Genomic DNA, 18910 nt, shown 5'->3' on the forward strand with positions numbered 1-18910 from the left:
CAAAATAAACAAAAAACGGGCGGCATGGAAAACCACGCCACCCGTTCCTCAAAAGTTTCCGTGCAGATTATTCTGCAGCAGAGGCTTCCGCAGCAGCAGCGGCTGCATCTTCAGCCTTCTGCTTCTTTTCAGCGATACGCTCGAGAGCGCGCTTGCCCGGCTTTGCCTTTTCCGGGTTGCTGCGAGCGGCACGCTCGGCAAGGCCGGCTTCTGCGAGGAAGCGCAGAACGCGGTCGGTCGGCTGTGCGCCCTTGGCGATCCATTCCTTGATGAGGTCAGCCTTCAGCTCAACGCGCTGCGGGTTGTCCTTGCCGAGCATCGGGTTCCAGGAACCGACCTTCTCGAGGAAACGGCCGTCGCGGGGCGAACGGGCGTCAGCAACGACGATCTGGTAATACGGGCGCTTCTTGGAACCACCGCGTGCGAGACGAATTTTAAGTGCCATGTGATATACTCCTTAGGATGGCTTGTCCGCCTTTCAGGCGGTCTTTTCGGTACCGCCATGTTCGGCGGCGATTGCTTCATGATGCCGGATGACTTCCTTGATGACGAAGTTCAGGAACTTCTCGGCGAAATCCGGGTCCAGATTGGCGTCCTTCGCCAGACGGCGAAGGCGTTCGATCTGGTATTCCTCGCGCGCCGGGTCGGCCGGCGGCAAATTGTACTTTGCCTTCAGCACGCCCACCGCTTTGGTACAGCGGAAACGTTCGGCAAGAATGTGAACCAGTGCGGCATCGATATTGTCGATCGACTGGCGGTATTCGGAAAGCTGGGCTTTCACCTCTGCATTGTTCACTGGTGTCCCCCTCACTTCTTTTTCGGAAAGCCGGGCAGGCCCGGCATGCCGCCAAAACCGGGCAGCTTGGCGCCACCCAGACCCGGCAATCCGCCCGGCAGACCGCCAAGACCGGGCATTGCGCCCGGCTTGCCGAGACCGGCGGCTTCCGCCTGTTTCTGGAGCGCCTCGAGCTGCTTCGGATCGATATTCGACAGATCAGGCATGCCGCCGCCAAGGCCACCGAGGCCCATCTTGCCGGCAAGGCCGCCCATCATCTGCTTCATGATGCCGCCTTTGCCCTTGCCGCCCATTGCCTTCATCATGTCGGCCATGCCGCGATGCATCTTCAGAAGCTTGTTGATTTCAGCGGCATCCGTGCCGGAACCGGCGGCGATGCGCTTCTTGCGGCTGTGCTTCAGAATATCGGGATTGGCGCGTTCCGCCTTGGTCATGGAGGAGATGATGGCGATCTGGCGGTCGAACATCTTGTCGTTCATACCGGCCGAAGCCATCTTATCCTTCATGCCGGCCATGCCGGGCATCAGCCCCATGATGCCGCCCATGCCGCCCATCTTCTTCATCTGGGCAAGCTGGTCGGAGAGATCGTTGAGGTCGAACTTGCCCTTGGCCATCTTCTCGGCCATGGCGCGGGCTTTTTCCGCATCGATGTTTTCGGCGGCCTTTTCGACCAGCGAGACGATGTCGCCCATGCCGAGAATACGGTCGGCGATACGGCGCGGATGGAACTCGTCGAGTTCGTTCATCCGCTCGCCGATACCGATCAGCTTGATCGGCTTGCCGGTGACGGCGCGCATGGAGAGAGCCGCACCGCCGCGTCCGTCGCCATCCATACGGGTCAGCACGAGGCCGGTGATGCCGACGCGCTCATCGAAGTTGCGCGCCAGGTTGACGGCGTCCTGACCGGTCAGCGAATCCGCGACCAGCAGGATTTCATGCGGGTTGGACTTCTTCTTGATGTCGGCCATTTCCAGCATCAAGGGTTCGTCGATGTGCGTGCGGCCGGCGGTGTCGAGAATGACGACGTCATGGCCGCCGAGTTTTGCTGCTTGCACTGCACGCGCGGCGATATCGGTCGGCGACTGGCCGGCAATGATCGGCAGCGTGTCTATGCTCGTCTGGACACCAAGCTGGCGAAGCTGTTCCTGGGCGGCCGGACGACGCGTGTCGAGAGATGCCATCAGCACCTTCTTCTTATCGCGGTCGGTCAGGCGCTTGGCGATCTTGCCGGTGGTGGTGGTCTTGCCCGAGCCCTGCAGACCCACCATCATGATGACGACGGGGGCGGGGGCGTTGAGATCGATGGAGACGCCTTCGGTGCCGAGCATCTCGACAAGCTCGTCATGCACGATCTTGACGACCATCTGGCCGGGCTTGATCGACTTCAGGACGGCGGCACCAACAGCCTTTTCACGCACCCTGTCGGTGAAGGAACGCACGACTTCCAGTGCAACGTCCGCTTCCAAAAGCGCACGGCGAACCTCGCGCAGGGCGGCGGCAACATCGGCTTCCGTCAGCGCGCCACGGCCGGTCAGTCCATTCAGAATGGAACCAAGGCGGTCCTGGAGGTTTTCAAACATCGTTTCTTCCTTCTTCGTTCCGGGGTTTCCGAAACGTCGGTGCTTTCGCTGCCAAAAACAAGACGCAAAGCCAAAAAGCACCCGAGGGCGCATCGCGCTGTCGGGTGTTGACCTCCGGGATCTCTTTATACCTTTGCGGGTCCCGGTCGGCGGCTTGGAGTCATGAAACTGCCAGCTGATGGGCGGGATAAACAGGAAAGTGCGGGAAAAGTCAAGGCGGCGCGGGTTTGTGGCCAAAAAGGCCCGCATTTCATCTTTGCGTGATTGGCCGCAGGCGGCCATTGACGGCGCTTGAACGGGCCCCTTTCGCTCCTTATACCTTTGTCATGAAACGTCGAAACTTCTTTCGTTTTTCCGCTCTTGGTCTGCTCGCGCTGGCGGGTGGGGGCCTCTATGCCCGCCGTTCGAACGCGAGCGCCTATTATAGCGGCCCGATCTCCGATCATTTCGACGGGGTGCGCTTCTTCAATCCCGGCGGTTCGCCGCCCGGCAATTTCATGGGCCTTATGAAATGGCGCCTCAATGGCGAGCGCGCCACATGGCCGGAAAGCTATCCGAGCCCCTTTCCCTTCGCAAAACCGGAAGCCCGGATCGAAGGCAGGGACATGCGCGTCACTTTCATCGGCCATGCCTCGTTTCTCATCCAGACGGCGGGGCTGAATATTCTCATCGATCCGGTGTGGTCGCAGCGCACCAGCCCGTTCAGTTTCGCCGGTCCCAAACGGGTCAATGCGCCCGGCATCCGTTTCGAGGACCTGCCGCCCATCGATCTGGTGCTGGTGACGCATAATCACTACGACCATCTGGATATGGAAACGCTGAGGCGCCTGCATGTCGCGCACAAGCCGCTCTTCATCACGCCGCTCGGCAATGACTCCATCATCCGTACCGGCGTTGAGGCCGCGCGTATCGAGGTGGGCGACTGGGGCGATGTGGTGGAGACAGGGCCGGTTAAAATCCACTTCGAGCCGTGCCATCACTGGTCTGCCCGCGGCCTGAACGACCGGCGCATGGCGCTTTGGGCTGCCTTCGTCATCGAAACGCCCAGCGGTAAAATCTACCATATCGGTGACACCGGCTTCCATGAAGGTCTCAATTATCACGCCGCGCGCAAGAAGCACGGCGATTTCCGCCTCGCAAACCTGCCCTTCGGCGCTTACGAACCGCGATGGTTCATGAAGGGCCAGCACCAGAACCCGGCGGAAGCCGTGGAAGGCATGAAGCTTTGCGGTGCGGCGCATGTTTGCGGCCACCATTGGGGTACAGTGCAACTGACCGATGAGGCGGTGGAAGCGCCGCTCGCAGCCCTCAAGGTTGCGTTGACCAAACATGGGGTGGAGGAGAGCCGTTTCCGGCCGATGCGCCCCGGCGAGGTTTTCGACGTGCCTTCCGCCTGACAGCCGCCCCGTTTGCGACGCAACAGTCTGGTAATTTGCCGGTGTTTCCGCCATATAGGGCGAAAGCACGGGAAAATCCCGTATGAAAAGCGGTTTCAGGTTTAGTGCGATGGCGGACACGGTCGAATTTGCGAAGATGAACGGGCTTGGCAACAAGATCCTGGTTGTCGATATGCGCGGCCGAAAGGATATGGTCACGCCAGAGGCAGCAATTGCCCTCAATGCCGATCCTGCGACGCAGTTCGACCAGATCATGGCCATCCACGATCCGCGTATCGCGGGAACGGATGCCTATATCGACATTCTCAACTGCGATGGCACCAAGGCGCAGGCCTGCGGCAACGGCACGCGCTGCGTGGTGCAGGCGTTGTCGTCCGAAACCGGCAAGACCAGCTTCACCTTCCAGACAGTGGCGGGTATCCTGAATGCCGTCGAACATGAAGACGGCATGATATCGGTTGATATGGGCCTGCCGCGTTTCCGCTGGAGCGACATTCCGCTCTCTGAGGAGTTTCACGATACCAGCCGCATCGAGTTGCAGATCGGGCCGATCGATGCGCCGATTCTGCATTCGCCTGCCGTCATGTCGATGGGCAACCCGCACGCCGTATTCTGGGTTGATCGTGACCCTATGGAGTTCGATCTCGAACGTTTCGGACCGCTTCTCGAAAACCATCCGATCTTTCCGGAAAAGGCCAATATCACACTGGCGCAGGTCATTTCCGATAGCGCGCTGCGCACCCGCACCTGGGAGCGCGGCGCCGGACTGACGCTTGCCTGCGGTTCCGCCGCCTGTGCTTCAGCTGTTTCCGCTGCCCGCACCGGCCGCGCCGGCCGAAAGGTCACTATCGATGTGGCCTCTAGCCCCATTCGCGTTCCGCTGACGATCGACTGGCGTGAAGATAACCACGTCATCATGACCGGCCCTGCCGAGTGGGAATGGTCAGGTTCGGTCGACCCCGTCACCGGTTCCTGGGCGCGGGATGCGGTCGAGCGGGGGGCTGTATGAGCGGCGTCGAGGTCATAACCTTCGGCTGTCGTCTCAACACCTATGAATCGGAAGTGATGCGGGCGGAGGCCGAAAAGGCCGGGCTTAACAATGCCGTGCTGGTCAACACCTGCGCGGTGACCGGGGAAGCGGTGCGTCAGGCCCGCCAGGCCATCCGCCGGGCAAGGCGGGACAATCCGCATGCCCGTATCATCGTTACCGGCTGCGCCGCCCAGACCGAGAAGCAGACCTTTGCCGAGATGCCCGAGGTGGATGCGGTGCTGGGCAATGAGGAGAAGCTGAAAAGCGCCTCCTATCGTGCGCTGCCGGATTTCGGCGTTTCGGCGGAAGAAAAGCTGCGCGTCAACGATATCATGAGCATCAAGGCGACCGCGCCGCAGATGGTGAAGCACATCGACGGGCATGTGCGCGCCTTTATTCAGGTGCAGAACGGCTGCGATCATCGCTGCACCTTCTGCATCATTCCCTATGGGCGCGGCAATTCCCGCTCCGTGCCGATGGGGGCCGTGGTGGATCAGGCGCGCAGGCTGACGGAAAGCGGCTATTGCGAGATCGTGTTGACCGGGGTGGACGCCACGAGCTATGGCGCGGACCTGCCGGGCGAGCCTTCCCTCGGTTATCTTGCCAAGACATTGCTGAAGCAGGTGCCGGATATTCTGCGTCTGCGGCTTTCCTCCATCGACAGTATTGAGGCCGACCGCCATCTGATGGATCTTGTTGCCGATGAGCCGCGTTTCATGCCGCATCTGCACCTGTCCCTCCAGCATGGCGACGACATGATCCTGAAACGCATGAAACGCCGCCATTTGCGGGCTGATGCCATTCGCTTCTGCAACGAGGTGCGATTGCTGAGGCCCGATATCGCCTTCGGGGCGGATATGATCGCCGGTTTTCCGACCGAGACGGAAGAGATGTTCGAAAACGCCGCGACGCTTGCGGAAGAATGCGGCATTTCCAGCCTGCATGTCTTTCCCTACAGCCCGCGTGCGGGGACGCCCGCGGCACGCATGCCGCAGCTCGACCGGGCTTTGGTGAAGGAGCGGGCGGCGAGGCTTCGGGAGCGCGGCGAGGCGCTGAAGCTGGCGCATCTGCAAAATATGGTTGGTTCGGTGCAGACGATCCTCGTTGAAAACAACGGTTTTGCCCATACCGACAATTTCACGCTGGTGGAGGCACCGCATCTTGCCCCGCGCACTCTTGCGCAGGTTGCGATTACCGGCCACAACGGCAAACATCTGAACATGAAGCTTCTGGCGGCGGATGCGGCCTGAGGCGGCACAAGAGAAAAGACACGGGAACGACCATGGCCCTCGGCTTCATCAAAAAAGTCTTTTCGTTCGGCAAGGACAAGGCCGAAACGGACGACCGGCCGCAAGAGGACGCCGCGCCCGAGCGCGGTTATGAAAACGCTTCCTTCGAAGCGGCGCTGAACGACGCCGAAGCGCATGGCCCTGTCGACAAGGACCCGGTTTCCGAACTGGAGATGGAGACGGCCGGCGGACCAGCCCCGGACGAGGCGACGGACATGGTCCTTCCCGACGATGACGAGGAAGAGGACGCACCGCTTCTGCCCGGTGCCGAGCTTTCCGGCGATATGGGCGTGGTGCCGCTGTCGTTGCTACAGGCGGAAGCAGCCGCCGAAGAGCAGGTCGAATCTGCCCCCGAAGCAACGGATGTTGTGCTGGATGCGGACGCGATGGATGCGCTGCTTGACGAGGCCGAAGCCGCGACTGCCGCCGAGCCCTCCGCTATACCGCCAGCTCTACCAAAGGGTTTTTCGTCCGCCACTGAGCGGCAGGAGCCTGCCCCTGCCGCACCGCAGGTAAAACTGACATGGTTTCAGCGCCTGCGGGCCGGGCTTGCCCGTACGTCGTCGCAGCTGACCACGCAGATTTCGGCGCTCTTCACCAAGCGCAAGCTGGATGAGGATACGCTCGATGAGCTGGAGGATCTTCTCATCCAGTCCGATCTCGGCGTCGAGACCGCCATGCGCATCACCGGTGCCCTGTCTTCCGAGCGTTACGGCAAGGATGTAAGCGGCGAGGATGTGGCGCGCATCATGGCGGGCGAGATCACCAAGGTCCTGAAGCCTGTGGCCAAGCCGCTGGAACTCGATCTTTCACACAAGCCGCATGTCATTCTCGTTGTCGGTGTGAACGGTACGGGCAAGACGACGACCATCGGCAAGCTTGCCGCCAAGCTTTCCGGTTCGGGTCTCAAGGTCATGCTGGCGGCGGGCGATACGTTCCGCGCGGCGGCCATCGAGCAACTCAAGATCTGGGCGGACCGCACCGGTTCGCAATTCATTGGCACCAAGCTTGGCGCGGATGCAGCGGGGCTTGCCTATGATGCCTATGAGCAGGCGCGGGCGCAGAAAAGCGACGTTCTCATCATCGATACGGCCGGTCGCCTGCAGAACAAGACGGAACTGATGGCGGAGCTGGAAAAGATCGTGCGCGTGCTTGGCAAGCTCGATCCGGATGCGCCGCACACCGTGCTGCAGACGCTGGATGCGACGACCGGCCAGAACGCCATGAACCAGGTAGAAATATTCCGCAATGTCGCGGGTGTTTCGGGCCTGATTATGACAAAATTGGATGGCACGGCGCGGGGCGGTATCCTCGTTGCCATCGCTGCCAAACACAAGCTGCCGGTTTATTTCATCGGTGTGGGTGAAGGTGTTGATGATCTGGAGCCCTTCGAGGCGGAAGATTTCGCCAAGGCCATTGCGGGAGTTTGAGTATGGATATTGAAAGCAATTCCAAGGAAAGCGAAAAGATGGTGGCGGAAATCAGCCCGCTCCTGAAATTCGTGCTCGAGCTTGGCCCGCTCATGGTGTTCTTCTTCGCCAATTCCCGCGGCGAATGGCTGGCCTCCACCTTCCCCGTGCTTACGGAATTCGGCGGACCGATCTTCATCGCCACCGGCCTGTTCATGATCGCAACGGCGCTGGCGCTTTCCGTCTCATGGGTGCTGACGCGCAAGTTGCCGATCATGCCGCTGATATCGGGCATCGTGGTCTTCGTGTTCGGCGCGCTGACGCTTTGGCTGCAGAACGATACCTTCATCAAGATGAAGCCGACCATCGTCAACACGCTGTTCGGTGTCATTCTGCTCGGCGGCCTGTTCTTCGGGCAATCGCTGCTCGGTTATGTGTTCAATTCGGCCTTCAGGCTGACGGATGAGGGCTGGCGCAAGCTGACGCTGCGCTGGGGCATATTCTTCCTCTTTCTTGCGGTGCTGAATGAGGTGGTGTGGCGCATGTTCACCACCGACACCTGGGTTGCCTTCAAGGTGTGGGGCACGATGCCGATCACCATCATCTTCACCATGGCGCAGATGCCGCTCGTCATGCGCCATTCGCTGGAACCGCTTAACAAGGACGAAAAATGACAGTTGCAGAGATGTCGGCGTCCCGTTCGCGCTCGCTCAAATGGTTCGGCGTGGCCGCCGGGCTGCTTCTCCTGCAGATTGTCATACTTTACGCCATGGGCCGCATTCCGATCTGCGAATGCGGTTATGTGAAGCTGTTCGAGCCGGGCGTGAACACGCCGGGCAATTCCCAGCATCTGGCCGACTGGTATACGCCCTCGCATATCATTCACGGTTTCCTGTTCTACTGGTTCGCCTGGCTGCTGTTCCGCAACAGGTCGCTTTCCATGCGGCTTTCGCTTGCGGTTCTGGTGGAAGCGGCATGGGAAATTCTTGAAAACTCGCCTCTCATCATCGATCGTTATCGGACTGCGACGATGGCGCTGGGTTATACCGGCGACAGCATCCTGAACTCGGCGATGGATACCGTCTTCATGGTGCTGGGTTTCCTGTTCGCCGCCCGTGTGCCGGTGTGGCTGACGGTGGCAATCGCCATCTTCTTCGAAATCTTCACCGGCTGGCTGATCCGTGACAACCTGACGCTGAACGTGGTCATGCTGCTTTGGCCCGTGGACGCGATCAAGGAATGGCAGAACGCGCTCCCGCAAATGTGAACGGGTTTTCCGGGGCCACGGGCCGAAAGGCACGGAAGCCGCGCAATATATGCAGGTTTTCTTAATGGCATTGCGGTAGTGTCAGGCAAAGGCTCGTATCTCCCTCCGGCAGAACCCATTGCAAGACAACTTCGCCTATCTTCTCCCCTTCATCATGCTGACATTCGGCGTGGTGTTCCTGTTCCTGCAAAGGATCGGCCACGCTTCCGCCCGCTATTGGGGTATAGGATATCTTTCGGCGGCCTTCGGTTTTGCGACCCCTTTGGTGCTTGGCGGCCTGCCGTTCGAAATACAGGCGATTGTTTCGAACCTGTTGTTCTTCTCCGCCTTCTTCCTCTATGGCCACGCTCTGCTCGTCCATTTCGGGCGGCCGCTTTATCTCACGGGCAGGCTGTCGATCGCGGTTGCCGCGGTTTTGCTGGTCTCTTTCCATGTCTTCGTCACGCCGGATCTTAAACGCGAGCTCGTCATCGGCGATCTCGTCTGCGCTCTTTTGCTCGCGATCCCGGTCTGGCTCGTGCGGAATCGGCCGGTGGCGCTTGCCGACCGGCTGATGGTGGGAATTGCCTGTCTTGTGGTGCTGGAGACGCTGGTGCGCATCGGCATGCTGCTGGTGATGACGCCGAGCGGCTCGATGATCGAGCTCAGCGAATTCTTCGAATCCGACTATGCTTTCTACATGCAGCTTGCCGCCAGCATCTTCGGCTTCCTGCTGGCGCTCTCCGTTCTCGCGAGTCAGATTTCCGTCACCGTCGACCGGCATCTGCATGCGGCAGAGCATGATCCGCTGACGGACGTGCTGAACCGGCGCGGCTTCGACCGCCGAGTTCCCGATTTTCGCAACGATATCCCTGAGGGTGTGGTCATCGCCTGCGACATAGACCACTTCAAGCGTATCAACGATGTTTACGGTCATGCGGCTGGAGATATCGTTCTTATCGGTCTTTCCGATCTGCTCAGGCGCAATGCGCCAGAGGATGCGCTGGTGGCGCGCTTTGGCGGTGAGGAATTCGTGGTCTTCCTGCCTGGCCGGACAGCCGCCGCAGCCGGTCAGCTAGCCAATTCCATGCGGACAGGTCTTTCGTCGCTCGATTGGCGCAACCGGGGTGTAACCAGCCAGATCACCGCGAGCTTCGGTGTTTCGGCCGTCGCGAGGGGAGATCATTCCATTCATGACGCCATCAAGCGGGCCGATGACGGTCTCTATGCCGCAAAACGCGGCGGTCGCGATCAGGTGGTGCTGGAAGGCATACGTCTGCCGGCTGAAGGCCCTTCGCTGAGGGTCGTTACCAAGGGGTGATGCCCTACCGAGCGCGTTATTTCCCGGCTGCGGCCGCAATGGCTGGCAGCAGATCGCGCTCGACGCTGCGGGCATCGAAGGGGCCGACCTTTTTATAAAGGATCGTGCCATCCGCGCCGACCAGGTAACTTTCGGGAATGCCGTAGACGCCCCAGTCTATCGCGGCCTTGCCGTTTGGATCGACGCCTATCGCAGCAAAGGGATTGCCGAGCTCGCCGAGGAAGCGCAGCGCATTATCCTGCTTGTCCTTGTAATTGATGCCGACGACGGTGATTCGGCTGTCTTTCGCCAATTCCTGAAGCAGCGGATGCTCCTGCCGGCAGGGAATGCACCAGGAGGCGAAGACGTTCACCAAAGTCAGCTTGCCCTTGATGGCGGCATCGGTCAGCGCCAGCAGGTTGGAGCCTTCCAGCGGCGGTAGCGACAGAGTGGGCGCCCTGGTGCCGATCAGCGCCGAGGGAATGGCGCTGATATCCAGCCCGTTCACGTCCTGATCGTAAAGCATCTTGCCGGCGACGAGGGCGAAACCGCCGAACAGCAGCAACGGCAGCAGCGCAAGCGCATAGCGTGCACGGCCTGTCGTTTTGGCCTTGATGTCCCGGTCAGCCTGCGTCATTGCGCGTCACCTGCGGAACCGGCTCTCGCCCTGCGGCGCACGCCGGATGCCTCGAGTTCTTTCAATTCCCGTTTGCGTGCCTGACCGTCCACGACGACCCAGGCGATGAGACAGAGAACGACAAGGCCGGTCGCCGCATAGGACATGCCGATATAAAAGGCGTGCGTCATTACCTCAGCCCTCCCGGTTCGCCATGCGCGCCGCGAGACGCCGTTGCGCGGCCACGCGCCGACGCCAGATTTCGTTGCGCATTGCTGCGATGTGCAGGGTGAAGAACAGCAGCGTGAAGCCGACGGCCATGGTCAGCAGCGGCCAGAGGAATTCCGCATCGATGGCGGAGCCGCCCATGCGGATGACGCTTGCAGGCTGGTGCAGCGTGTTCCACCACTCGACCGAAAATTTGATGATGGGGATATTCACGAAACCGACGAGGATCAGCACGGCGCTGACGCGGGCGGCTCTGGAAGGATCGTCCATGGCGCGGTTGAGCGCGATCAGGCCCAGATACATCAGGAAAAGCACGAAGACGGAGGTCAGCCGCGCATCCCACACCCACCAGGTTCCCCACATGGGCTTGCCCCAGAGCGAGCCGGTGACGAGTGCAATCAGCGTGAAGGCCGCGCCAATGGGGGCCGCGGCCTTGTGGCTGACATCCGCTAGCGGGTGACGCCAGACGAGGGTGCCGATGGCGGAGACCGCCATGACCGAATAACACATCATGGCGAGCCACGCGGACGGTACGTGCACATACATGATGCGTACCGTGTAACCCTGCTGGTAATCGCCTTCCGTCGTGAACGACAGATAGAGGCCGACGGCCAGCACCAGCGCCGTCAAAGCAGCGAGCCAGGGCAGAATGCGCGCCGCCAGCGCCAGAAACCGGGTGGGATTGGCGAGATCACTAAATTTGGTGATGGTGAAGGTCTGCTCGTTCATGCCGTTTGTGTAACCCGAGAATGGCCGCCCCGCAATTGATCCCTGTCAATCGGGGATCGTCTGGCGTGGTTTCCTCAATCCATAACATTGCGCAGCGCCAAAGCGGCGAAGAAAGGTCCGGTCACGGCTGAAAATAACGTGATCGCACACAGAATGAGAAATGGCGGCATGAAGGGCGCCGGGTCCTGCACCGCCGCATAGGAGGCGCTGACGCCGAATATAAGCACGGGAATGGCGAGCGGCAGCACGAGGATGGACACCAGAAGCCCTCCGCGCGGCAGGGCAACGGCAACCGCCGCCCCTACCGCGCCGATGAAGGTGATGGCGGGCGAGCCGACGAGAAGGGTCAGCATCACGGCGCCGATCGCCAGTTCGTCCATGTTCATGAAGAGGCCAAGCAGAGGGGAGGCAAGCACCAGCGGCAAGCCGGTCGTGACCCAGTGTGCCAGGCATTTCACGAACACGGTCAGGACCAGCGGGGTTTCCTGCATCAGTATCAGATCAAGGGAGCCGTCATCCCGCTCGGCCTGAAACAGCCGGTCGAGGCCGAGAAGGGCGGACAGCAGCGCGCCGATCCAAACGATAGCGGGGCCGATGCGGGCGAGCAGGTTGAGATCGGGGCCGACGCCGAAAGGGATGACGGCAACCACTGTCATGAAAAACAGCACGCCGATCAGCGCGCCGCCGCCGGCGCGGATGGAGAGTTTGATGTCGCGGAGGAGGAGGGCGGTCATTGGGTAGGCCTCTGCGGGTGTGGTTTACCCCCCTCTGCCCTGCCGGGCATCTCCCCCTCAAGGGGGGAGATCGGCAAGACGCTCTTCCACCACTCCATTCTCGAGCGTCGAGATTGTCGAGGCCTAGCCACAGGCCGATCTCCCCCCTTGAGGGGGAGATGCCCGGCAGGGCAGAGGGGGGTGAAACCACAAGCTCCGCTGTTCATGCCCAAGCCCCCACACCCGCAAACCCCGTCATCCGCAATTCCCGCGCGTTCTCCAGCCCCAAAGGCTGATGGGTAGCGGCCAGAACGATGCCGCCTTTCCCGAGGTGGTTTTTCACGAGATCGGAAAACATCCCGTCCGCAGCCTTGTCGAGCGCCGCCGTCGGCTCATCGAGAATCCACACCGGTCGCCATGCAATCAAAAGTTTCGCCATGGCAAAACGCCGCTGCTGGCCGGCGGAGAGATAACCGAAGGGCAGGTGGGTAATGCCGGCGAGGCCGACGATCTCCGCCGCCTCATCGATTGCCATGCCCGCACCGCCGGAAAAATCGCCGAGGAAGTCTTTCCAGAACCGAAGATTCTCCGAAACGGTCAGTTCCGTTTTCATCGCATTGCGATGGCCGAGATAGTGGCAGGCCTCGGACGGACGCATGTCAGCGTCTATTTCTTTGCCGGCTATCTTTATTCGTCCCTGTTCGGGCCGCAGCAGGCCGGCCACCGTGCGCAGCAGGGTGGATTTTCCTGAACCGTTGCGACCGGTCAGCACAAGAGCCTCACCGTCGCTTAACTTGAAGGAAATATTCATGAATATGAAATCTTCGCCGCGTCGCACGCCAAGATTTTCCGCCGTCAAATCCATGCTGCGGTTCCGATTACGATTTCGTCGTCTCGATCATAAAAAAATCGATTAGGTTCGTTGAATGGTCTGGCACGTTTTAGAGAAATTATCTATATGGGTGTCAACACGCCAGCGGCCGGCGTGAACATCATCTTGCGCCGGACTTGACGATTGCGAGGAGCAATTTTCACGTGCGGACAGCGGAAATGGTCGTACCCGCATCCTGATGTGCATGAGTGCATAGGTGTCCGCACGCACGTGTTGGCTATCAGAGTAAGCGGGGTTTTTATCCATGCCCAAATCACTCGACAGTTTCCAATGTCGTTCCGTCCTTACCGTTGACGGTAAGGAATACATCTATTTCAGCCTTCCCAAGGCTGAAGCCAATGGCCTGAAAGGCGTTTCCAAGCTGCCCTATTCCATGAAGGTTCTCTTGGAAAACCTGCTGCGTTTCGAGGACGGCCAGTCCGTCACCAAGGAACACATTCTGGCGGTTTCCGAATGGCTGAACAATAAGGGCCTGACCGAAACCGAAATCGCCTATCGCCCCGCCCGCGTTCTGATGCAGGACTTTACCGGCGTTCCCGCCGTTGTCGACCTTGCCGCCATGCGTGACGGCATCAAGGCCCTTGGCGGCGATCCGGAAAAGATCAACCCGCTGGTTCCCGTCGATCTCGTCATCGACCACTCGGTCATCGTCGACGAATTCGGCACGCCGAGCGCCTTTGCCCGCAACGTCGAGCTGGAATATGAGCGCAACGGCGAGCGTTACCGCTTCCTGAAGTGGGGCCAGCAGGCGTTCGAGAATTTCCGTGTGGTTCCGCCCGGCACCGGTATCTGTCACCAGGTCAACCTCGAATATCTCGGCCAGACCGTCTGGACGAAGGAAGAGGATGGCGAGACGATTGCTTATCCGGATACTTGCGTCGGCACCGATTCGCACACGACCATGATCAATGGTCTCGGCGTTCTCGGCTGGGGCGTTGGCGGTATCGAGGCTGAAGCGGCCATGCTCGGCCAGCCGGTCTCCATGCTTCTGCCCGAGGTTATCGGCTTCAAGCTGACCGGCAAGGTGAAGGAAGGTGTGACCGCGACCGACCTCGTGCTGACCGTGGTGCAAATGCTGCGCAAGAAGGGCGTTGTCTCCAAATTCGTCGAATTCTTCGGCCCCGGCCTCGATTCGATGTCTCTGGCCGACCGCGCCACCATCGGCAATATGGGCCCGGAATATGGCGCGACCTGCGGCTTCTTCCCGGTCGATAGCGAGACCATCAATTACCTGACCATGTCCGGTCGTGCGAAGGACCGCATCGCGCTCGTCGAAGCCTATTCGAAGGCGCAGGACATGTGGCGCACCGGCGACGGTTCCGACCTCGTCTTCACGGACACGTTGGAACTCGACCTCGGCGACGTCGTGCCCTCCATGGCGGGCCCCAAGCGTCCTGAAGGCCGCCTGCCGCTCGAAACCATCGCGCCGAATTTCGCGACGGCTCTTGAAAACGACTATAAGAAGCCCGGCCAGCTTTCGAGCCGTTATGCGGTCGAAGGTGAGGCTTTCGATCTCGGTCACGGCGATGTGGCGATTGCCGCCATCACCTCCTGCACCAACACTTCCAACCCCTCGGTTCTCATCGCTGCCGGCCTTCTTGCCCGCAACGCCGTCGCCAAGGGGCTGAAGTCCAAGCCGTGGGTGAAGACGTCGCTGGCACCGGGATCGCAGGTGGTTGCCGAATATCTCGACAAGTCCGGTCTGCAGAAGGATCTCGACGCGATCGGCTTCAACCTCGTCGGCTTCGGCTGCACGACCTGCATCGGTAACTCCGGTCCGCTGCCGCCGGCGATCTCCAAGACGATCAACGACAAGGGCCTGATCACCGCCGGTGTTCTCTCGGGCAACCGCAACTTCGAGGGTCGTATTTCGCCGGATGTTCAGGCGAACTATCTGGCCTCGCCGCCGCTCGTCGTGGCCTATGCCCTTGCCGGCACGGTCCAGAAGGATCTGACGAAGGAGCCGATCGGCGACGACCAGAACGGCAATCCGGTCTACCTCAAGGATATCTGGCCGACCTCCAAGGAAATCCAGGAATTCATCCTGAAATACGTCACCCGCGAGCTTTACGAAACAAAGTATGCCGACGTGTTCAAGGGCGATGCGAACTGGCAGGCCGTTCAGGTTCCGCCGGGCCAGACCTATGCCTGGGACGACCAGTCGACCTATGTTCAGAACCCGCCCTATTTCGTCGGCATGGGCAAAAAGGGTACCGGCCTCAAGAACATCAAGGGCGCGCGCGTCCTCGGTCTCTTCGGCGACAAGATCACCACCGACCATATTTCTCCGGCCGGTTCGATCAAGGCTGCTTCGCCTGCCGGCGCCTATCTGACGGAACATGGCGTCGCCGTTGCCGACTTCAACCAGTACGGCACGCGTCGCGGCAACCATGAAGTGATGATGCGCGGCACCTTCGCCAATATCCGCATCCGCAACCACATGCTTGGCCCGAACGGCAAGGAAGGTGGCTACACCATCCATTATCCGTCCAAGGAAGAGATGTCGATCTATGACGCGGCCATGAAATACAAGGCGGAAGGCGTCCCGCTCGTCATCTTCGCCGGTGTCGAATATGGTAACGGTTCGTCCCGCGACTGGGCGGCGAAGGGCACCAACCTGCTTGGCGTCAAGGCTGTCATTGCGCAGTCTTTCGAACGTATCCACCGTTCGAACCTCGTTGGCATGGGCGTCGTTCCCTTTGTCTTCGAAGAAGGCACGACCTGGGCGAGCCTCGATCTCAAGGGTGACGAAACCGTCGAGATCGACGGGCTCGAAGGTGAAATCAGGCCGCGTGAAAAGAAGATCGCCAAGATCACCTATAGCGACGGTTCGGTGAAGGAAGTTCCGCTTCTTTGCCGCATCGATACGCTGGACGAAGTGATCTACATGAACAACGGCGGCATTTTGCAGACCGTTCTTCGCGATCTGGCCGCATAAAGCTTCAACAATCGAAGACGCCGGGAGAAATCCCGGCGTCTTTGCATTTCATGGTTTCTTTTTTTGTGATTGTCGCTCACCCCTTCGTGACTTTCTATTGAAGGGCAATAGACGTTATTTTCCGGTTTGCATCCCGGCAGGATTGATCGCATCAATTCGTCTGGATCTCTTCCGGACAAAGGTTTTTGTAATGCCGCTGAAATTCCCCCTGTCGATATGTCTTCTCGGCACGTTCCTCGTCACCTCCGCGCAGGCGCAGGAGGCCGTGAAGGGCGTCGTCGAATTGTTCACGTCGCAGGGATGCTCATCCTGCCCGCCGGCCGATGAAGCCCTGCGCAAGATGATCCAGAAGGGCGACGTCGTCGGTCTTTCCTACCATGTCGATTACTGGAACTATCTCGGCTGGACGGATTCGCTGGCGTCTAAGGAAAATACCGACCGGCAATATGGTTATATGCGCGCGCTCGGCCGCAACGGGGTCTATACGCCGCAGGCCATTCTGAACGGACGCGACCACGTCAAGGGTGCCGATGTTCGCGGCATCTATGACAGGCTGGATGCGTTCAAGCGCGAGGGCAAGGGACTGAACGTGCCGGTCTCGTCGAAATTTGCCGGTGATGAGGTGGAGATCGATATTGGCGCCGGCAGCGGCAAGGCCGATGTCGTCGTCGCCTATTTCACGCGAGAGCAGACCGTGGATGTGCAAAAGGGCGAAAACCAGGGGAAAAAAATGTCCTACTGGCACAGCGTCTATGATGTGCAGACAGTCGGCATGTGGGATGGTTCGCCGATGACGGTGAAGCTTCCGGCGAGCGTGGTGGCCAAGGTGAAAAAGGGCGGCTGCGCCGTGCTGTTGCAGACGGCCAATGCCGGCGGCGATCCTGCGGCAATTGTCGGCGCAAGTATCCTGCTTGGAAATGAAAACCCCTGATCGCCTGTCGGGCGATGGAAGATCCGGTCCGGGCATTGGGGGCTGGGGGTAAAGGGTCAATGCACCGGACCGGGTCATCTTGGTGCCTAGGCATCAATTGACAATAGGACTATTCCACCCAATTCGGGCCATGGTTTGACCGAAATACGGCAGCCCATGTGAAAATGGCTGCCTAAATGGTTACCATTTTTAACCCCTGCCTTTGCCGTTGGCAGCGCTCGTCGGAGAATCGGCGGGCGCAATTCTGCGCTGCCGTCTTCCGGTTACTTCCGCGCATCGAACGCTTGTCGAACCTTTCCCGGAATTCCCTGTCCCGTGCGCCATGCCGGTGCAAAGACTTGCAATTTCGCCCTCTCGGGCTCACACTGCATGGATGATTTGGGTGGAATCGGAGGTATTGGATGACCGATCAACCGGATGTGCAGCAGGTGCAGACCGCTTCACGCGACAATTCCACCGTTATCGATCTCCGCGAATATAAAAAGAACAAGGACCCTTTGCCGGTCACCTTTCACCGCCGCGAGCTGGATGCGATCCTGCGCATCTATGGCCGCATGGTGGGAGAGGGTGAATGGCGTGACTACGCCATCGATCACCTCAAGGAAAAGGCGGTATTTTCCGTCTTCAAGCGTTCAGGTGAAATGCCGCTTTTCAGGATCGAGAAAAACCCCAAGCTGGCTGCGAAACAGGGCGCCTACTGCGTGGTGAACACGGATGGCCGCATTCTCAAGCGAGGGCATGAGTTGCCGCAGGTTCTGAAGGTCTTCGACAAGGTTTTGAAGCTCATCGAGTGAGCTTTCGCAAAAGCGGACTGCCCGCCTCTGGCGGATAAGTGTGAAGAATCTTCCCAAATAAAAAGGCGGCCGAAGGGCCGCCTTTCATATGTCTGGCAATCGAACTCTTAACCTTAGTCGTCGCGGTTTCCGAGGAACTGCAGGAGGAAGGTGAAGAGGTTGATGAAGTCGAGATAGAGCGTCAGCGCGCCCATGATGGCCTTGCGGCCAGCGACGGCAACATCGTCAGCATCGAAATACATTTCCTTGATCTTCTGGGTGTCGTAGGCGGTCAGGCCTGCGAAGATCAGCACGCCAATCGCGGAAATCGCGAACTGCAGCGCGGAGGATGCAAGGAAGATGTTGACGATCGAAGCGATGATCAGACCGAACAGGCCCATGATCAAGAACGAACCCATGCCAGACAGGTCTTTCTTGGTCGTGTAACCGTAAAGCGAGAGCGCACCGAACGAGGCCGCGGTCACGAAGAAGGTCTGCACGATGCTCTGGCCGGTGTAGACCAGGAAGATCGAGGAGAGCGAAACACCCATCAGCGCGGCGTAAACCCAGAACGTCGTCTGCGCAGCGGAAACGCTCATGTTCTGGATGCGGAAGCTAAGGAAGAAGACCAGTGCCAGCGGAGCGAGCATCACGACCCAACGAAGCGGCGACGCGAAAAGCAGCTGGGCGAAAGCCGGGTTGGAAGCGGCAAGCGTATAGGTGCCGAACGCTGCAACGCCGGTGATGACCAGAGCCAGCGCCATCAGGTTATAAACCTTGAGCATATAGGCGCGAAGACCTTCATCGATCATCGCACCAGACTGTGCACGCGTCTGCGCCATGCGATTCTGGTAGTTATTGAAGTCAGCCATTGTTTCCTCTTTTGAGCTCCGTGATTGCTACGGTGTCGGGATACCTCCCGGGCGCCGCTGCGGAGCTTCAGCAAGCCTGATCAAGAATATGATGGCAGAACGTGTTCTATACAAGGCCTTTTCCAGCTGAAAAGACACCATATGCGCGAAAAGCGCTCACGTTTTGGCGAT

Annotated in this window: 19 protein-coding genes; 10 read left to right on the top strand and 9 right to left on the bottom strand. The window is 59.7% G+C overall.

What is annotated here, in order from left to right; all coding sequences use genetic code 11:
* Positions 1-67: 67 nt before the first annotated feature.
* From rpsP to ffh, 3 genes are read right to left on the bottom strand one after another with little or no spacing between them, the layout of a single operon-like run.
* On the bottom strand, positions 68-445 hold the full coding sequence (gene rpsP, locus BTE54_RS10155) for a 30S ribosomal protein S16 (RefSeq protein ID WP_003520510.1): 378 nt from the start codon (positions 443-445) through the stop codon (positions 68-70).
* 33 nt (positions 446-478) lie between these two features.
* Positions 479-796 carry a chorismate mutase gene (locus tag BTE54_RS10160; RefSeq protein ID WP_065656918.1) on the bottom strand — a complete coding sequence of 106 codons (318 nt, stop codon included), beginning with the start codon at positions 794-796 and terminating at the stop codon, positions 479-481.
* Between the two features lie 11 nt (positions 797-807).
* Positions 808-2376 carry a signal recognition particle protein gene (gene ffh, locus BTE54_RS10165; protein WP_078052349.1) on the bottom strand — a complete coding sequence of 523 codons (1569 nt, stop codon included), beginning with the start codon at positions 2374-2376 and terminating at the stop codon, positions 808-810.
* A gap of 326 nt (positions 2377-2702) precedes the next feature.
* Here ffh and BTE54_RS10175 point away from each other — a divergent pair, with 326 nt between their 5' ends.
* The 7 genes from BTE54_RS10175 to BTE54_RS10205 all read left to right on the top strand — a co-directional run bounded on the left by BTE54_RS10175 (position 2703) and on the right by BTE54_RS10205 (position 10068).
* Positions 2703-3773: an MBL fold metallo-hydrolase gene (locus BTE54_RS10175; RefSeq protein WP_078052454.1), complete on the top strand. Its 1071-nt coding sequence runs from the start codon at positions 2703-2705 to the stop codon at positions 3771-3773.
* A gap of 109 nt (positions 3774-3882) precedes the next feature.
* Complete coding sequence (gene dapF / locus BTE54_RS10180; RefSeq protein ID WP_078052350.1) at positions 3883-4782, top strand: diaminopimelate epimerase; 900 nt, start codon at positions 3883-3885, stop codon at positions 4780-4782.
* Positions 4779-6053: a tRNA (N(6)-L-threonylcarbamoyladenosine(37)-C(2))-methylthiotransferase MtaB gene (gene mtaB / locus BTE54_RS10185; protein ID WP_078052351.1), complete on the top strand. Its 1275-nt coding sequence runs from the start codon at positions 4779-4781 to the stop codon at positions 6051-6053. The genes dapF and mtaB overlap by 4 nt, the downstream gene beginning before the upstream one ends.
* Positions 6054-6085: 32 nt before the next feature.
* A complete protein-coding gene (gene ftsY / locus BTE54_RS10190; protein ID WP_078052352.1) occupies positions 6086-7522 on the top strand; it encodes a signal recognition particle-docking protein FtsY in 1437 nt (478 codons plus the stop codon).
* A 2-nt stretch (positions 7523-7524) separates the two neighbouring features.
* Positions 7525-8175 carry a septation protein A gene (locus tag BTE54_RS10195; RefSeq protein ID WP_065656922.1) on the top strand — a complete coding sequence of 217 codons (651 nt, stop codon included), beginning with the start codon at positions 7525-7527 and terminating at the stop codon, positions 8173-8175.
* Entirely contained in the window at positions 8172-8768 is a 597-nt protein-coding gene (locus tag BTE54_RS10200) for a DUF2585 domain-containing protein (RefSeq protein ID WP_065656923.1), read from the top strand. The genes BTE54_RS10195 and BTE54_RS10200 overlap by 4 nt, the downstream gene beginning before the upstream one ends.
* A 118-nt stretch (positions 8769-8886) precedes the next feature.
* The gene (locus tag BTE54_RS10205) at positions 8887-10068 is read left to right on the top strand and encodes a GGDEF domain-containing protein (RefSeq protein ID WP_185740760.1); all 1182 of its coding nucleotides are present in this window, start codon (positions 8887-8889) and stop codon (positions 10066-10068) included.
* Positions 10069-10084: 16 nt separating this feature from the next.
* Here the strand turns inward: BTE54_RS10205 and BTE54_RS10210 are convergent, their stop codons facing one another.
* The 5 genes from BTE54_RS10210 to ccmA all read right to left on the bottom strand — a co-directional run bounded on the left by BTE54_RS10210 (position 10085) and on the right by ccmA (position 13198).
* On the bottom strand, positions 10085-10684 hold the full coding sequence (locus BTE54_RS10210; protein WP_143240708.1) for a DsbE family thiol:disulfide interchange protein: 600 nt from the start codon (positions 10682-10684) through the stop codon (positions 10085-10087).
* Positions 10681-10854, bottom strand: coding sequence for a heme exporter protein CcmD (gene ccmD / locus BTE54_RS10215; RefSeq protein ID WP_060725377.1), 174 nt, complete (start codon positions 10852-10854; stop codon positions 10681-10683). Before ccmD ends, BTE54_RS10210 begins: the two co-directional genes overlap by 4 nt.
* A gap of 4 nt (positions 10855-10858) precedes the next feature.
* Positions 10859-11620, bottom strand: coding sequence for a heme ABC transporter permease (locus BTE54_RS10220; protein WP_059759868.1), 762 nt, complete (start codon positions 11618-11620; stop codon positions 10859-10861).
* Positions 11621-11694: 74 nt separating this feature from the next.
* Positions 11695-12354 (bottom strand): heme exporter protein CcmB, encoded by a 660-nt coding sequence (gene ccmB, locus BTE54_RS10225; RefSeq protein ID WP_078052353.1) that lies wholly within the window; start codon positions 12352-12354, stop codon positions 11695-11697.
* Between the two features lie 202 nt (positions 12355-12556).
* On the bottom strand, positions 12557-13198 hold the full coding sequence (ccmA, locus tag BTE54_RS10230; protein ID WP_078052354.1) for a heme ABC exporter ATP-binding protein CcmA: 642 nt from the start codon (positions 13196-13198) through the stop codon (positions 12557-12559).
* A 271-nt stretch (positions 13199-13469) separates the two neighbouring features.
* Between ccmA and acnA the strand changes: the two genes are divergently transcribed.
* The 3 genes from acnA (at position 13470) to BTE54_RS10245 (ending at position 17888) form a co-directional block, all read left to right on the top strand.
* Positions 13470-16163 (top strand): aconitate hydratase AcnA, encoded by a 2694-nt coding sequence (acnA, locus tag BTE54_RS10235; RefSeq protein WP_078052355.1) that lies wholly within the window; start codon positions 13470-13472, stop codon positions 16161-16163.
* 190 nt (positions 16164-16353) lie between these two features.
* Complete coding sequence (locus tag BTE54_RS10240; protein WP_003523168.1) at positions 16354-17094, top strand: thioredoxin family protein; 741 nt, start codon at positions 16354-16356, stop codon at positions 17092-17094.
* Positions 17095-17495: 401 nt separating this feature from the next.
* On the top strand, positions 17496-17888 hold the full coding sequence (locus BTE54_RS10245; protein ID WP_003523170.1) for a DUF2794 domain-containing protein: 393 nt from the start codon (positions 17496-17498) through the stop codon (positions 17886-17888).
* Positions 17889-18001: 113 nt separating this feature from the next.
* On the opposite strand, the gene BTE54_RS10250 is transcribed toward BTE54_RS10245, so the two are convergent.
* The gene (locus tag BTE54_RS10250; protein WP_065656928.1) at positions 18002-18739 is read right to left on the bottom strand and encodes a Bax inhibitor-1/YccA family protein; all 738 of its coding nucleotides are present in this window, start codon (positions 18737-18739) and stop codon (positions 18002-18004) included.
* Positions 18740-18910 lie beyond the last annotated feature (171 nt).

The sequence above is a fragment of the Agrobacterium sp. YIC 4121 genome (assembly GCF_002008205.1).
Taxonomy (GTDB): domain Bacteria; phylum Pseudomonadota; class Alphaproteobacteria; order Rhizobiales; family Rhizobiaceae; genus Agrobacterium; species Agrobacterium leguminum.

Coding starts and splice junctions, on each gene's coding strand:
- BTE54_RS10245 (WP_003523170.1), top strand. CDS start 17,496: ATGACCGATCAACCGGATGTGCAGCAGGTGCAGACCGCTTCACGCGAC.
- ccmB (WP_078052353.1), bottom strand. CDS start 12,354: ATGACCGCCCTCCTCCTCCGCGACATCAAACTCTCCATCCGCGCCGGC.
- BTE54_RS10195 (WP_065656922.1), top strand. CDS start 7,525: ATGGATATTGAAAGCAATTCCAAGGAAAGCGAAAAGATGGTGGCGGAA.
- BTE54_RS10240 (WP_003523168.1), top strand. CDS start 16,354: ATGCCGCTGAAATTCCCCCTGTCGATATGTCTTCTCGGCACGTTCCTC.
- rpsP (WP_003520510.1), bottom strand. CDS start 445: ATGGCACTTAAAATTCGTCTCGCACGCGGTGGTTCCAAGAAGCGCCCG.
- mtaB (WP_078052351.1), top strand. CDS start 4,779: ATGAGCGGCGTCGAGGTCATAACCTTCGGCTGTCGTCTCAACACCTAT.
- ccmD (WP_060725377.1), bottom strand. CDS start 10,854: ATGACGCACGCCTTTTATATCGGCATGTCCTATGCGGCGACCGGCCTT.
- BTE54_RS10200 (WP_065656923.1), top strand. CDS start 8,172: ATGACAGTTGCAGAGATGTCGGCGTCCCGTTCGCGCTCGCTCAAATGG.
- BTE54_RS10210 (WP_143240708.1), bottom strand. CDS start 10,684: ATGACGCAGGCTGACCGGGACATCAAGGCCAAAACGACAGGCCGTGCA.
- acnA (WP_078052355.1), top strand. CDS start 13,470: ATGCCCAAATCACTCGACAGTTTCCAATGTCGTTCCGTCCTTACCGTT.
- BTE54_RS10175 (WP_078052454.1), top strand. CDS start 2,703: ATGAAACGTCGAAACTTCTTTCGTTTTTCCGCTCTTGGTCTGCTCGCG.
- BTE54_RS10250 (WP_065656928.1), bottom strand. CDS start 18,739: ATGGCTGACTTCAATAACTACCAGAATCGCATGGCGCAGACGCGTGCA.
- ffh (WP_078052349.1), bottom strand. CDS start 2,376: ATGTTTGAAAACCTCCAGGACCGCCTTGGTTCCATTCTGAATGGACTG.
- dapF (WP_078052350.1), top strand. CDS start 3,883: ATGGCGGACACGGTCGAATTTGCGAAGATGAACGGGCTTGGCAACAAG.
- ftsY (WP_078052352.1), top strand. CDS start 6,086: ATGGCCCTCGGCTTCATCAAAAAAGTCTTTTCGTTCGGCAAGGACAAG.
- ccmA (WP_078052354.1), bottom strand. CDS start 13,198: ATGGATTTGACGGCGGAAAATCTTGGCGTGCGACGCGGCGAAGATTTC.
- BTE54_RS10220 (WP_059759868.1), bottom strand. CDS start 11,620: ATGAACGAGCAGACCTTCACCATCACCAAATTTAGTGATCTCGCCAAT.